Origin of the sequence: Primorskyibacter marinus (assembly GCF_003313245.1) — a bacterium.
Lineage (GTDB): Bacteria > Pseudomonadota > Alphaproteobacteria > Rhodobacterales > Rhodobacteraceae > Primorskyibacter > Primorskyibacter marinus.
The window spans coordinates 1-13,737 of the sequence record NZ_QJSD01000035.1; the positions used below are offsets into that span (position 1 = coordinate 1).

General features: G+C 59.2%; 12 protein-coding genes and 2 pseudogenes. 4 read left to right on the forward strand and 10 right to left on the reverse strand.

Features of this window, described 5'->3' with window-relative positions; all coding sequences use genetic code 11:
- Positions 1-774: pseudogene (locus tag DMZ65_RS18660) on the reverse strand (IS5 family transposase); the annotation flags it as partial.
- Between the two features lie 59 nt (positions 775-833).
- Here DMZ65_RS18660 and DMZ65_RS18665 point away from each other — a divergent pair.
- The 3 genes and pseudogenes from DMZ65_RS18665 to DMZ65_RS18670 form a co-directional block, all read left to right on the forward strand.
- Entirely contained in the window at positions 834-2,282 is a 1,449-nt protein-coding gene (locus tag DMZ65_RS18665; RefSeq protein ID WP_116600234.1) for a DUF6538 domain-containing protein, read from the forward strand.
- A gap of 61 nt (positions 2,283-2,343) precedes the next feature.
- The gene (locus DMZ65_RS19585; protein ID WP_157960692.1) at positions 2,344-2,514 is read left to right on the forward strand and encodes a hypothetical protein; all 171 of its coding nucleotides are present in this window, start codon (positions 2,344-2,346) and stop codon (positions 2,512-2,514) included.
- Positions 2,515-2,534: 20 nt separating this feature from the next.
- Positions 2,535-2,835, forward strand: a pseudogene (locus DMZ65_RS18670) (integrase core domain-containing protein); the annotation flags it as partial.
- 56 nt (positions 2,836-2,891) lie between these two features.
- Here the strand turns inward: DMZ65_RS18670 and DMZ65_RS18675 are convergent.
- The 6 genes from DMZ65_RS18675 to DMZ65_RS18705 form a co-directional block, all read right to left on the reverse strand.
- Positions 2,892-3,791, reverse strand: coding sequence for a ComEC/Rec2 family competence protein (locus DMZ65_RS18675; protein ID WP_116600235.1), 900 nt, complete (start codon positions 3,789-3,791; stop codon positions 2,892-2,894).
- Positions 3,788-4,282: a hypothetical protein gene (locus DMZ65_RS18680; RefSeq protein ID WP_116600236.1), complete on the reverse strand. Its 495-nt coding sequence runs from the start codon at positions 4,280-4,282 to the stop codon at positions 3,788-3,790. The genes DMZ65_RS18675 and DMZ65_RS18680 overlap by 4 nt, the downstream gene beginning before the upstream one ends.
- 142 nt (positions 4,283-4,424) lie before the next feature.
- Entirely contained in the window at positions 4,425-7,106 is a 2,682-nt protein-coding gene (locus tag DMZ65_RS18685) for a DEAD/DEAH box helicase (protein WP_116600237.1), read from the reverse strand.
- A gap of 2 nt (positions 7,107-7,108) precedes the next feature.
- Positions 7,109-8,677: a site-specific DNA-methyltransferase gene (locus DMZ65_RS18690; RefSeq protein ID WP_116600238.1), complete on the reverse strand. Its 1,569-nt coding sequence runs from the start codon at positions 8,675-8,677 to the stop codon at positions 7,109-7,111.
- Between the two features lie 252 nt (positions 8,678-8,929).
- Positions 8,930-9,871, reverse strand: a complete 942-nt coding sequence (locus tag DMZ65_RS18700; protein ID WP_116600240.1) for a toll/interleukin-1 receptor domain-containing protein — start codon at positions 9,869-9,871, stop codon at positions 8,930-8,932.
- Between the two features lie 76 nt (positions 9,872-9,947).
- Positions 9,948-10,205 carry a hypothetical protein gene (locus tag DMZ65_RS18705; RefSeq protein WP_157960693.1) on the reverse strand — a complete coding sequence of 86 codons (258 nt, stop codon included), beginning with the start codon at positions 10,203-10,205 and terminating at the stop codon, positions 9,948-9,950.
- 249 nt (positions 10,206-10,454) lie between these two features.
- On the opposite strand from DMZ65_RS18705, the gene DMZ65_RS18710 reads away from it, so the two are divergent.
- Complete coding sequence (locus tag DMZ65_RS18710; RefSeq protein ID WP_157960694.1) at positions 10,455-11,144, forward strand: MobA/MobL family protein; 690 nt, start codon at positions 10,455-10,457, stop codon at positions 11,142-11,144.
- On the opposite strand, the gene tnpC is transcribed toward DMZ65_RS18710, so the two are convergent.
- From tnpC to tnpA, 3 genes are all read right to left on the reverse strand, one after another.
- Complete coding sequence (tnpC, locus tag DMZ65_RS18715; protein WP_116599223.1) at positions 11,117-12,766, reverse strand: IS66 family transposase; 1,650 nt, start codon at positions 12,764-12,766, stop codon at positions 11,117-11,119. The genes DMZ65_RS18710 and tnpC overlap by 28 nt on opposite strands.
- A 63-nt stretch (positions 12,767-12,829) precedes the next feature.
- Entirely contained in the window at positions 12,830-13,183 is a 354-nt protein-coding gene (gene tnpB, locus DMZ65_RS18720; protein WP_108693780.1) for an IS66 family insertion sequence element accessory protein TnpB, read from the reverse strand.
- A complete protein-coding gene (gene tnpA, locus DMZ65_RS18725; protein ID WP_116599222.1) occupies positions 13,180-13,644 on the reverse strand; it encodes an IS66-like element accessory protein TnpA in 465 nt (154 codons plus the stop codon). The genes tnpB and tnpA overlap by 4 nt, the downstream gene beginning before the upstream one ends.
- Between the last annotated feature and the right edge of the window lie 93 nt (positions 13,645-13,737).

The following is a 13,737-nucleotide window of genomic DNA, read 5'->3' on the forward strand; positions in this document are numbered from 1 at the left end:
TAGGCAGCCGACTCATAAAACTCGATCCACAGCCTGACCGATGCCAATTTGATCATCGACAGGAAATTGCGTGACGTCTTCTCGTATCGGGTTGCGATACGGCGGAACGAGGCTTTCAGCCTGCCAAAGAAACGCTCGATTTTGTTGCGTTCCCGGTAGATTGCAGCATCAAATTCGGCGGGTAGTTTGCGGTTGGCCTTGGGAGGGATCACGTCGATAGCGCCCTGTTCCCAGATCAAGTCTCTGATCCAGTCTGCGTCATATGCTTTGTCCGCGAGCACATGTTGGCCAGGTTGCAAATTGTCCAGTAGCGCCTTGCACGGCGGCGCGTCATGAGCTTGGCCGGGTGTCAATTCATATCGGATCGGCAGCCCATCCTGATTGGTAAGTGCATGTATTTTCGTTCCTAATCCGCCCCGTGAGCGACCTAAACAGCGGCGCGGGTCTTTTTTTGAGAGTCGTGGCGGAATGATGCGCGCGCACGCTGGTCCCGTCGACCATCACTGTGTCCACGTTATGCGCGTCGGCGATGGCGTCCATGATCCGGTCCCAGTGGCCCGCATAGCTCCACCGGTTGAAGCGATTATAGACCGTTGTCGGTGGGCCATATTCGCTGGGCAGATCGGCCCAAGGGATGCCGGTGCGCAGGACGTAGAAAATACCGTTGATCACGCGGCGGTCATCCACCCGCTTCTTGCCGCGCGTTTTGTTAGGTAAGACAGCTTTGATGAATTCCCATTCCAGATCGCTCATGTCTGATCGTGCCACTTCCATCCTCCCGCCCGTTGTTTAGACGAAATGAATCACAAACTTATGCTCCTAAACAAGAATTAATGGGTGTGCTGCCTAATTGCGTCGACGTCGTCGAGCGCCGCGGCAATGTCTACTACCTGCGCTGGCGGGTCCCTGCGGAGTTCCGCGCCGTAGAGACGCGGACCGAGATCAACCAGTCCCTGAAGACTTGCGATCTGGAAGAGGCAAGGGCTCTTGCCCTCCTGAAAAAGAAAGCACTCCGAAAGGTCTGGAAGGCTCGCCTGCTGCGGAAAGACCGTGGACCCTCAGTCGAGGCCTTCGAAGCTGCGGTGTCGTTGCTCGACGACCTCCAGCTACCCTACGTCCCGATCCAAGGCCTCCTGGCCGGACCTCTTGAAGACCTCGTGGCCCGGATCGAGAAGCTCGCCGCCGTCCCGGTGGACTCTCCGGCGATACCTGCCGCACTCGGTGTTTGCGATGTCCCGCATATACCGATCCTCGACATGCCCAAGATCATGGAAGAGCGCTCGCAGCACAAGCTGAAGGGAAAGCACAAGGACCAGAAGCGGCAGTGGCGTAACCGGTACAAGCACGCCGCTCGGATCTTCGTCGAAGTCCTCTCGAACAAGAACATGCACGAGATCACCGAGGACGACGCGCGGCGATACTACAATCACTGGCAGGCGAGGGTGAACTCGGGGAGTATATCCGATGATCAGGCAATCAAGCGCCTTCGCTACCTGCGACAGATGATTGCGGAGTTTCACGAACTCGCAGGAACTCTCCCGAGCCAGATTTTCAACCCGGTCGCCGGGTTCAAGATCAAGCCGCGACCCAAGAAGGACAAGTCTTCGAACCAAGGTGGTAAGCCGGCATTGCCGGTAGGTTGGGTCAGAGACCTTGTCAGCGGCAAACTGACCGCCGGGATCGAAGTCGATGAGCGCGTCGATATCGGGATTGTCGCCTCCGAGACGGGGGGGCGGCAGACGGAAATCGTTCACGTTCCCCCAGAAGATATCGTCCTCGACCACCCGTTTCCGCATCTCCGGATCAGGTATGTCGAGGAGGGAGAACACGCACGGGACATCAAGAATCGTGCATCCATCAGACTGGTGCCACTACTGGGCGCAGCGCTGGATGCGATGCGTCGCCATCCAAACGGTTTCACCCGGTATCGGGCGAAGGGTAGCTTCTCCGGCGACATCAACAAATTCATGAGGGATCATGAGCTCTACCCGGCACATCCCGAAGGTGGAAAACCCTATACCTTCGGCGGCACGAGGCACACCTGGGAGGAACGCGCTCGGGCTGCAGGCATGACGAACGAGGAACGGGCATTCCTCCTCGGCCATTCCGTCGGCAAGCTTCGTGGACGCCCGGTTTACGGCGACGGGCCGGAACTCAAACTTCGCGCTCTCTACTACGAGTTGGTCGCCTTCCCCACCGACACCTGGCAACCGCGCCCACACGCCGAGGTCAGAAACCTCATCGAGGCCGAGCTCGAGGCGCTCGGATATCGCGTCGGGTAAGCTTTTCCGTCCATTTCGAAACGATCCGACCTCCTCCGGAGGAAAGAGGAAGGATCGTTTCATGACCCCGGAAAAGCTGGAAGGCGCATACCAGCGCATCCTGGAAATCCTGCGTGCTCGTCCCGAGGATGGTTGCAAGCTTGTCCCCATGGCGCAGCATCTGGAGCGTGAGCTTCAGGTCCTCAGGGGTGAGGAGGATGACTACGAGCGATACATGAGGATGGGAGCCTGATTAAGCCCCGCAATATCCGGAAAAAGATGCAGAACGGCTTCGTTGAGAGTTTCAACGGGCGGATGCGCGACGAGCTGCTCGACGAGACCATGTTCCGCAACCTGGCCCACGCGTGTCGTGATCGCGGCCTGGGCTACGGACTACAACACCGAGCGTCTCCATTCGGCCTTGGGCTACCAGACCCCTGCTGACCACGCGCGGACCCTGGCCGCCGCAATCGCCCGCCCCGCTGCGCGAGATGAAAGCTCCGCGCGTCGGGCGATTGCTCAATCTGCGCCGATCGGCGAAAACACCAACCGGGCTCCGGTCGCGGCTGGATGAAAGTTCAGTGGCAGCTCATCACTTGGCCGTGACGAAGATAGTCAGTGCTCCCGTCTCTATAATGTGTATTCGGTCTCAACTGTGATGCTGCCGAAATAGTTGGGGTGTTTAGACTGCCCTTCATCATCCAGGCTCTTGTGATAATATCCCGACTTGGACGAGTAGAAATGAACTTTGTTCCCCACCAGATCCATAGTAATGTCACCCGCCCTGTTCTGAGTAATCTTCTCATACCCGGTGTAATAATCAAGGTGGCGAGAAGGTGCTTCGCCAATAATGATGATCTGAGGGTCTAACTTTTTCAGCCAAGTGTCCGGAATCTTTCCAGATTTTCTACCATGGTGTGCGGCGAAAACGATGGTTGTCTTCTTCAAGTCGATCGAATCCTCGATCTCTTGCATAAACTCCGTTTCTAAGTCACCCAGCCACATAACACTCGCCCCGTCTTGCAGAGAATATCGGATAACAGAAGATAGATTATTATAGCTTTCCCCTGCATTGCAAGCGGCTAACGCCCTTCTGAAATATGCGTTCGCCGTATCTGGCCAAAGGATTGAGATTCCGGCGGTCTTGCGCACGTCATCACCGAGGTTCATCCATTTTCTGCGGCAGCCTTTGAAAATATAGAAGGCCTTGTCCTGATCATCCCGCAGCTTGCAGTAGTGCCTGAATGATTTTGTCTCCGGGACCTTTACGGCATTATTCTTTACAACGTAAAAATTATGTATCGGCATCTTTGCGTCGAGCACTTCGATGCCGCCGATATGATCTTGATCCGGATGTGTAGAGATGAATCTCGTCATATCTTTGCTTTCGACCTGCGCGATAATTTCTCCGATTATCTCATCATCACGCTCGCCAGTTAGGTTACAGTCTATAATAGTGAAATTGTCGCTGCCGTGTCTAATATAGCACAGATCGCCATTTCCAACCGAAAAGCTCTTAACGATACTCATTTGCCACCCTTTGTTGCGCGATCCACTCTTTTTCGAATGAAGTTGACTTGCTTTCTGAAGGAAGAGAGAAATAATGCCAGTAAGAGTATGATTGCAATCCGCTCCCGCCAAACATCTGAAACTCCTGATTCCTCAGCAAGCGACTGATAGGCAATGCCCACTATTAGGACCAGAAACGCAGTAGCCAACGTGCGGTATGTGTTGGAAACTTCCACCATGACATCAAGTTTTCGATCCTGGTCGCAAGCAATAAGAAAACTATTGTAATCGCTGTATCTTACGAAGCGAGCCCATTTCAAAGCGGGCTCAACCACAATCGACCCAAGTCTGCTGATAACCATCCCAACAAAGTAATACCAAATCAGCCGAGTAATTATCTCGTCAGGCGAGGAAAGCAATGAGATGCGATCAGCCACAACCGAAAATACCGCACCAGGCAATAAATAGTTAAATATATTGTATGAGGATAATTTATTAAGAAGCTCGTTCATTGGCTCACCTTAGCGCGATCATTGGAAGGCAATGCCATTGAGCCCAACTGGCGTCCCTGTCAGGCTCTTTCAGAGCTCCAAGACTGTTTGATGAATATCTGCTGTCCAGGCTTTGATCGCATTCCAATAGCATATTCGGCATTCAACCCTTCGCGAGTGCATTCCTCATCTGATCCACCATCCCGACGCCGTGCGCGACCTTGCGCACCATGAGGAACAGGTTCCCCGTCGTGCGAGCCCAGATCCTGCCGATAGCGTCCTTCTCGCGTGCCTCGGGAGCGCCGATCAGGTGTTCACCCTTGTATTCGACGACGAAGACGCGGCCATCTCGGAGCGTCGCGACGAAATCCGGGTAGAACCGACGACCGACCCTCGGCAGTGAAAAGGAATCCGGGTGCCGCGCCACGTTGCGGACCCAGACATCGACCTCATCGAGGCTGTCAAGACTCCAGGCACACTGGAATTCCTCGCCGTTAAGGTCTCCGTCGATGAGAGGGGCTCTGTCAGCGCCGAGCAGGTGACGGGTGAACCGGAAGGCTCCTGTCGTCTGTGTCGGGACATTCTGGTAGATCGTGTCGTCGAAGCGAACCACGCGGCTATCGGACCATGTCGGTTTCGCCCCTTCATCAAATAGCGCCATCTGATGCGCTCGGGTCTTTACCTCGTCGCGGATAGCCTGGATCTTCCACCGGATGCGGGCGGCGATCTGGTGCTGCCAATCGATCAGAGTGCGGATGTTCACCTCCCTGTTCGTGACCAGATCGGCAACCACCGCTGCAATCCACGGCAGCATCTCGGCCTGAGTGATATCGGCGACCCGGCATTCGCGCTCCAGCCACTGCACGAGTGATGCCTCAAGGTCCGCATCAGATGGAGTATGCAGGCCCGACAGGATCGGCTGATCTTCAGTCGTTCGGCTGTAGACCAGCTTCTCGCCCTCCAAGTCGATTTCGATGACATCCTGCGACCGGTGGAAGCTCAGCTCCTTCTCCGTCAATCGTGCCGAATGGCGATCCAGAGACCAATCGACGCGCTCCATGATCGCGTCGGTCTCAGCGAGAAAGGTCTCGCCCTCCATTTCCACCAGAAGCTGGGGGATCTCGATAACATGGCCCTTCTGGGCGAGCGTCCGGCCGGATTCCACGGTCGCCCGGTGCTTTTCAAGCTGGGCGTCAAAATGCGCGTGGTCCTCCTCGCGCGTGATTTCGCGGACGCCCTGCGCGACCTCGTCGGTCACCTCGCCCTTCACGCCGACAATCAACACCCCGTCATCGCGCTGGATGTAGTCGACACCCGCATCCTGCCATGCATTCAGGCGTTCACGGGCAACCTCACTGTCAGGCACCGTAAACTGGAGGACGGGCTTCGGGCGGACAGGATCGGGGTCGAAGAGCTCCCCCTGGTCGTTCTGCTCCACCCCACGCGGCTTCAGCGATTCACGGACTTCCTCATCGATGAACCCCATGTAGATCAGCTTGTCGGTCAGTGCTTGGGCCGCCTCGCGGAACGAAGGCTCCGATACATGGGCATAGGCACTATTCAGGGCGGCGTCCTTGCGCCGGGCAGCATACGGCATACGCAGGACACGGCCCAGGAGTTGCTCGACAGCACCGCGTGACTGGAGCCTCTGGGTGGCGCAGAGAACATAGGCCGAGGGGCAATCCCACCCCTCCTTCAGCGCGTCTACGGTGATCACGTGGCGGGTCTGCTCGGCGGGATCGCGCAGGTTCACGCCGTCAAGTTCCCGCTGCTCGCCCGTGGCAATCTTGATCCGATCCTCGGGAATCAGCTTTTCCTCGATCAGATAGGTCTTCAGCTCCGCCACCGTCGGGTGACCATTGCGCGCCTGCGCCTGGTAGAGCACCACCGGCCGGATATGGTCGCGATCCCGCTTCGCCTTCTCTTCCAGCATGTTGCGGGTCGCCACGGCGCCTGTGACGGCCTCCCGCCAGTCGTCATGCGGCCGGACCCGGATCGGGAGCTTGATCATCTCCTCATCCTTGAGGGCGCTCGCCGTCACGGAATGCAGGATGTTGTTCCGGCCGCGCGGGGTTGCCGTGAACTCCACTATGGCGGCCGGCCGGATCCGGGCCTGCACCTCCCGTGTGAGCCCGGACACGGCGTTGTGCGCTTCGTCCACGATCATCAGGGGCCGCTGGTGATAGAGCAGGTTGGCGAAGGAGAATTTCACCGCGCCTTCGGTCAGCATGTCGTTCTCGGCCTCCTCCTCGGGTGATACGACCTCCATCCCTTCCGTCGGCACGCCCGAAAAATGCGTTTCGAGTTCCTCGTGGTGGGAATAGACCTTGCGCCCGGTGGTGTTCGTCACCCGGAACGCCTGGATGGTCGAGACGACGACACAGGCAGAGCGCGCCAGATCCTGCGGGCGCAGCATTTCGAATTCGGTGATATCGAAGACCCGCACATGGCCACCGAAATTCTCGTCGAGCCTGCGGCGGTAGGGGTGCGCCCGATCCTTCAGCGCTTCCAGCGTCTGGGTCTTGATCGCGTCCGAGGGCACGAACCACAGCGTCAGGGGCCAGGTGCGGCGCAGGTAGCTGCGGGTGGCAAGGCGGATCGTCTCGGCCGCCAGCAGGGTCTTGCCACCGCCGGTGGGCAGGCGCAGGCAGACATAGGGCACATCGGGAAACGCCTGGAGGGGCTGATAGGTCCGAGGCTCCAGTTTCCGACCCTCAAGGTGCGCGAACTTCTCCTGCTCCTCTACGGCGTGCTGGAAGGCCTCGGCAGGGCCGGTGGCAAGGGTGCGGGCGAAGAATGCGTCGAGCGTGTCCAGCGTGGCTTTCTGATAGGTCTTGAGCTGCATGGTCACGTCCTCGCCGAAATGTCGTAGGGGGTCTGGCGGAACAGGATGGCCTGATCCTTCAGCGTCGCATCGGACAGGCGGCAGGCGGCGCCGTAGACCACCAGATCGCCCTCGAAATCAGGTGCGGTGGCAGCGAGGTCGTCGCGGATCAGTTTCAGCACTGCGCGGGTCAGGACATTGCCGCCCTGGGCGCTGCGGTCCTTCAGGATGCCGTTGTAGAGTAGGGCGACCGCGCGCTCGCCATGCACTCCCACGAGAGGGCCGGTTGGCGCGTCAACCATTGGCTGGCGGGTCTCGCTGAACCAGACATGGCGGGCAAGGTCGGCGAAGCGGATGGCCGGGTCGATCCGGCCATCGGCATCAAAGACCGCCTGTCCGAGCGTGCAGAAGCGAAAGCCGCCGCCACCCTCCCATTCGACATCGCGTGTAATGCCGCCCTGTTCGCCCTCGATCACCTTTTGCAGCCGCAGGGCGCAATGGGTGCGGGCATGATCGCCCATCTCGACCCCGATCCAGCGGCGGCCCATCTTGTGCGCGACCGCCGCCGTGGTGCCGGAGCCGAGGAAGCTGTCGAGGACGAGATCGCCGGGGTGGGTGGCGATATGGAGGATCCGCGAGATCAGCTTCTCCGGTTTTATAGTGTCAATCGGCTGTACATCGGGCAGGAGTTCTCTCGCGTGAGCTTTCGCCTGGCGTGTGGTGTGTTCATTTGTCCATATGGTCTCGTTAGGACGTTTCGGATCACTGCTCGCGAATTCGCGGCTATATGGAACCCAGACGATTTCGCCCAGCCTTTCTCGCTGCTTCCAGATTAGACGGCCTTCCTTGCGCAGTTGTTCGATACCTTTCTTGCCGAAGGCCCAGTTGGCTTCACGCCCGTCGTCGTGAATTGGCCATGCATCTGTTCCATCTGGGGCTTCGATTGGGAAAAACATGGTCGGCCTGTCAGCCCTCAGAGAGTTTTTCCCATTCTTCTTAATCAAGCGATCACGGTGGGGACGTGGCTCTTCGTCGGTCACGCGATAAGAATCAAGGAGCCCTTCATCGCTCTTCTGTCGGAATCCCGCCTGTTCAGAATTCTTCTCATAGACATGAATGAATTCATGGTCCGGGGTAATTGCGACCTTGTTATCGTTCGGGCTGTCTACTTTTCTCCAAATAAAGGTGCACCGAAAATTCCTTCGGCCGAATATCTCGTCCATGATGACTTTGAGGTAGTGTCCCTCGCGATCGTCGATCGACACCCAGATCGAGCCATCCTCGCTCAGGAACTCCCGCAGCAGCATCAGCCGGGGCACGATCATCGCCAGCCACTTCGCATGTTCCAGGCTGTCGTCGTAGTGCTCGAAGGCCGACCGGGTATTGTAGGGCGGGTCGATGTAGATGCACCTCACCCGGCCCGCATAGAACGGCAGAAGCGCCTTCAGCGCCTCGAGATTGTCGCCCTGCACCAGCAGCCCCTCGTCGCCCGCGCCATGGCTCAGATCAGGCAATTCGCCCAGCAGCCGATACGGCACCCGATCCGCCGCCCGCAGATCCTCATCTCTCGTCAACCAATGCAGCAGCGGCATGCCGATCCCTCGTTCTTCCCACCGGATCTTCGCGGCCCGGCTTTTGACGGCAGGATAGGGGATGAGGGGTCCGGGGGAAAGCGATCAGGTGGACGTCATTCCCACCCGCGCCGAATATCGGTCCTGTTGCATTTCGGGCAATAGATGCTGGACGTGGGCCGGCACTCCTCGCGGGCACCCCGTTTTTCATCCTCGGTCAACGCGTCGGCCATGAATCGATGACCGCAGTTATTGCATCGGAATGCGATCGTCTCAGGCAAGGCTTACCCCCGCTTGCTCCAGGAATTCGGTCCAGAGGCTCTCTGCCGCCTGGTGGGGCGTCATGCGATCTTCTTCGTTGCCTCGCATGAAGTTCATCGTGGCCGTCAGGAATATCTCGTATTCGTCGTTCTCGACGTTGAAGCCTCCATTGGATGTGTTGTCGCCGGCGTCCTCCGCAAAGACATATGAGATGTCTCCGAACCCGTGGCGGCCCGTCGAACATCGAACGGTTATATGCGCGGTCCCGCCCTGCATCCGGCTTCGATTCACCACCGTGCAGGAGAATTTCTTGTCGGACCTTGCCGTGAACCGACCGCGGAGATCATCAAGGGAATCCAATTCGGAGGTCGCTTCCCGGAAATAGCTCCGCATCTCGTCGAAGGCCTGATCCCGGAAGTCACTCCGGTCGATGTCGTCGAAGTGTCGCTGAACCCGGTATTTCCGTGGTTGTGTGTCCGGACGGATTGTTTCGCCCGGTTCCGGCTGCGCCGGTGCCCGATCCATGTCATCGAGGACGCGGGCAACTTCCTCCACGATATTCAGGAACGCGGTATTCTCATTGGTCCAGTTGCTTATCGGCTTCCCGTCCTTGGGCAGCGCCTTGAGCTTCGTGAACACGCTGGTTTTCCAGTAGCAGTCTTCCACAATGATCGGGATGACGCGCGCCGTCCCTTCTTCGTGACGCTCCATCGCCCGGGTCATCTCGGTGTCCATGCAGTAGTCCGAGTTCAGGAAATCCGGGCTGATCAGGAGGAAGACGATGTCGGAGGCCTCCAGTTCGGCCGAGATCTCCGCATCGATCTCGCCGCCGGCGCGAATCTCGCGGTCATACCAGGTTTCGATACGTCCATCCCGACGAAGGGGAGATAAGTGGGTTTTCAGTCTTTCCAGCGTGCCCTCGTCGCGGTGGGAGTAGGAGACGAAGATTTTCATGATGGCGCCTGTTCGTTATTTGTTCCGATCTTACGGATCGCTGCGGCGGTGGTCAATGTCGGCGTCCGCTTCCAGCCTACTGCTCCGCAAGCCCCAAGAAATCCCGGTCCTTCTTGTTTGTGATCATGGCGTCGATCTTACCCTTTATCCGCGGCGCCTGGTCCGAGGGGACTGTTTCCAGGAATGCCAAGAAGGCGCCGCCGTAGATGATCTTCCTGCGAGCATCGGCGCGGCGGTTCTCTTCTTTCGCCTTCTGCGCGAGGTCGGAAAGAAGTGCCTTCTTCTGCTCGATCTCGCGAGTCAGTGCCTCGATCCTTTTCTGGTTTCGCGACATCCCTTGGTTCCTCTCATCGTGGATCTCGAAGGGGATGTCGCACCCGACTCGGCAGTTCGCTCCATTTTTTTGCACCCAAGACCGATTGCGGTGATTTTCGAACCAGACGAGCTGAAGGCTCGGAAGGCGCAGTTACGCAAACTTCGTTTGCCGCGCGCCTGCAGCGGGCTTTTTTCGTAGCGAGACCCTGGCCCGGGCCTGATCTCCCTGTGCATGAGACACGCAGCATGCCACTTTTCCATCTCCCCTTTGACCCGCGGCAAGACTGCGGGGCCGGTCGCCCGGGCCGCCTACATCGCGCGCTGCCGTTTGCACGATGAGCGGACCGGGCAGACCTTCTCCTACACCCGTCGCGGCGGGCTACTTGAGGAAGGTACCGTCAACTGGATGACCGGGATCGAGCGCCTATGGAACGAAGTCGAGCGGTCTGAAAAGCGGAAGAACTCGCGCGTCGCGCGAGAGATCAGGGTGGCGCTCCCGGCCGAGCTGCCGCTCGACGAGATGCGCCGGGTTGTCCATGGATATTGCTGCAATCTCGTCGATCGGCATGGGTTGGCTATCCAGTGGGTCATCCATGCGCCGAGGTTTCACGACCGGGCCGACGGTCGGCGTGTCGAGCGCCAATATCGACAGAGGGTCATCGACCAGGAGGAGTATTTTCACATTCTATCGGACCCGGCGCGCACCAACATGAATTTCCATGCGCACATTCTGATGTCCAATCGCCGTAAGGACCGCGACACTGGCGGATTCGCCGAAAAAATCCGGTGTCTCGACAATATCAGGACCGGCCCGGAAGAGGTTCAGTGTATGCGGCGACTACGCCCCATTGAGTTCCCGCTTGCACGTAGCCGCGATGTGTTGAAGCGGATCCCATTCGGTAGCTCGTCAGGGACTACGAGACGAGGTCCCTATGCGCCGTTGGGCTGCGGCGCGTAGGCCCACGGCATCAGGGCGTCGATGTTGCGGTCAAGGTGGCCGTTGGCCAATTTCGTGAACAGGTCGCGCAGATAGGCATAGGGTTCGACGCCGTTCATCTTGCAGGTGGCGATCAGGCTGGCAAAGCGCGCCCAGTTCCGTCCGCCCTCGTCGTGACCGGCGAAGAGCGCATTGCGGCGATTCATGGCAGGGCTGCGGATGGCGTTCTCGACGAGGTTGGAGTCGATATCGACGCGACCATCGTCCAGGAACAGGCGGAAGCCGTCCTGACGCTTCAGCATGTAGGCCATCGCCTTGCCGAGGTCGGACTTGCGCGAGACCCGCCCGGCCTGCGCCTGCAGCCAGGCGAAGAACTCGTCGACCAATGGACGAGACAGTTCCTGCCGGACAGCCCGGCGCTGATTAGGATCCGAGCCACGGATTTGGTCTTCGATCTTGTAGAGCCTGGCGATGCGCAACAGCGCCTTGTCCACGATAGGCGAACCCTTCTTGGGTTTGGCCTTGATCAGTTTGCGTCGTCCATGCGCCCAGCAGAACGCCAGACGCAATGGATCGCCGCCCGTGCGTTTTGGTGTGGCAAGGTGAGTATAGGCGCCGTAAGCATCGACTTGGATCGTGCCGTTGAAGCCGTGCAATATTTCGGCGGCATATTCGCCTTTACGCCCGGGGCGGTAGTGGAACACGACACCCGGCGGCGCGGTGCCGTTCCAGCCACGGTCGTCGCGCAAGGCCGCCCAAAGGTAGCCAGTCTTGGTTTTTCCGCGCCCGGGATCCAGCACCGGGGCGGTGGTTTCGTCGACATAGAGCCGGGAGCTTTCCGACATCAGGCGCCTGCCCATATGATCGACCACGGGCGCAATCAGCGCGCCGGTCCGACCCATCCAGTCAGCCAGAACCGAGCGGTCGATCGGCACGCCGTGACGGGCCATGACCATGGCCTGGCGGTTCAGCGGCATGTGTTCGGAGTGCTTGGACACGGCGATCTGTGCCAGCAGCGCCTCGGTGGGCCAGCTGCCCTCCAGAAGATGCGCCGGGGCTTTGGCCTGCACCACACCCGCGCGCCCTTTGGGGCAGGCGTATTTCGGGCGGATCGTGACGATCACCTGATAGCGCGCCGGGATGTAATCCAGCCGATCGACCCGATCCTCGCCGATCTTGACCATGTCGCCACAACCGCAAGGGCAAGCAATGCTGTCTGGTTCGATGACACGCTCAACGCGCGGCAGGTGTTCCGGCAAGGCGCGCGCCTTGCGCTTCTTGCGCGGCGCCTTCTTCTCGGGATCGGTCTCGCTGGCCGCGATCTTCTCCTCGACCGCGGCAATCTGTTCTTGGGTCTCGGCGATGGCGGCTTCCAGATCCTCCAGCGCCAGTTCGAGCTGCGCGGGGTCCAGCTTTTCCGATTTCGGTCCGAACTTTGCATGTCGGTATTGTCCGACCTGGCCTTGCAGCTTCTCGATCAGGGCCTTCAGTTCGGTGATGAAGGCGTCCTTTTCGGCGACGACCGCCTGTTCATGCTGGCGGGCCGCACGCTCGACCGCCAGCTCGAATTGCGCGGCCTCGAACGCCTTCACAACCTCGGGCGGGAGGTCCGGAAACAGGCTGAGATCGAAGGGCTGCGACATGCGGATTCATAGCCGTTCCGGGCAGGAAAGGCCAATAAAACAACACCAAAACAGGTAAGTAAATCATCCCGCTGCAATGGGTGGGGCGACCCGCTGCGCAACGATCCGACGCCAGTCCAGACCTTCGAACAAAGCTTCGTGCTGGGCTCGTGACAGCCGCATTGTCCCGTCCTGAACCTTCGGCCAGGCAAAGCTGCCTTGTTCCAGGACTTTGTAGACCATCACGAGACCTGTTCCATCCCAAACCAAAATCTTCAATCTGTCGCCACGTTTAGAGCGGAACACGATCGTCACCCCGGAATGCGGATCCAGCTTCAGCTCGGTCTGCACGATCAGCGCCAGCGCACGATGCCCGCAGCGGAAGTCCACCGGGCGCGTCGCAATCAGGATCGGCTGACGTTGTCCCGCGACGATCACGGCGCACCCCGCAGCGCCTGCACCAGCGCAACCGCACGTTCCACCGCCACATCATCGGGAATGCGCAGTATCACATCGGACCCGATCTCGATCATCAACACCCCGGCGTCACCGGTCGCAGCCGCCTTCGAAGGAGATGAAACCGACTGACCCGCAGGCTCGGGCAGGATGGACAGCGGCACGAAGGCAGGCTCCGTCGCCTCCGCCTTCGGCGATCCATGAAGCGCGTCCATCAAGTGACTTGGCAGGGCCAGCCGACCTTGCCGTGCATGGCGACGCCAATCCGAAAGATGATGCGGAAGAATGTCATAGCGCGCGGCCACATCCACCACCCGGACACCGGGCTGCAGGCTTTCGGCAACGATCCGCGCTTTCACATCATCCGGCCAATGCCGCTTGCCGCGCCGCCGAGGTTCAACAACCTCACACCGCCCCATGAACCCATCACCACCATCCGCCATGTGATACCTCCATCTGCTGACGCAGACCTTGTCGCAGGCACGTCACGCGTCAGAAACACATCAAATCAATGGGCCGGAACCGCCGCATACGGT

Excerpts from the sequence above, each read along its gene's own strand:
- DMZ65_RS18665 (WP_116600234.1), top strand. The coding sequence starts at position 834 with ATGGGTGTGCTGCCTAATTGCGTCGACGTCGTCGAGCGCCGCGGCAAT.
- DMZ65_RS19585 (WP_157960692.1), top strand. The coding sequence starts at position 2,344 with ATGACCCCGGAAAAGCTGGAAGGCGCATACCAGCGCATCCTGGAAATC.
- DMZ65_RS18675 (WP_116600235.1), bottom strand. The coding sequence starts at position 3,791 with ATGAGTATCGTTAAGAGCTTTTCGGTTGGAAATGGCGATCTGTGCTAT.
- DMZ65_RS18680 (WP_116600236.1), bottom strand. The coding sequence starts at position 4,282 with ATGAACGAGCTTCTTAATAAATTATCCTCATACAATATATTTAACTAT.
- DMZ65_RS18685 (WP_116600237.1), bottom strand. The coding sequence starts at position 7,106 with ATGCAGCTCAAGACCTATCAGAAAGCCACGCTGGACACGCTCGACGCA.
- DMZ65_RS18690 (WP_116600238.1), bottom strand. The coding sequence starts at position 8,677 with ATGCCGCTGCTGCATTGGTTGACGAGAGATGAGGATCTGCGGGCGGCG.
- DMZ65_RS18700 (WP_116600240.1), bottom strand. The coding sequence starts at position 9,871 with ATGAAAATCTTCGTCTCCTACTCCCACCGCGACGAGGGCACGCTGGAA.
- DMZ65_RS18705 (WP_157960693.1), bottom strand. The coding sequence starts at position 10,205 with ATGTCGCGAAACCAGAAAAGGATCGAGGCACTGACTCGCGAGATCGAG.
- tnpC (WP_116599223.1), bottom strand. The coding sequence starts at position 12,766 with ATGTCGCAGCCCTTCGATCTCAGCCTGTTTCCGGACCTCCCGCCCGAG.
- tnpA (WP_116599222.1), bottom strand. The coding sequence starts at position 13,644 with ATGGCGGATGGTGGTGATGGGTTCATGGGGCGGTGTGAGGTTGTTGAA.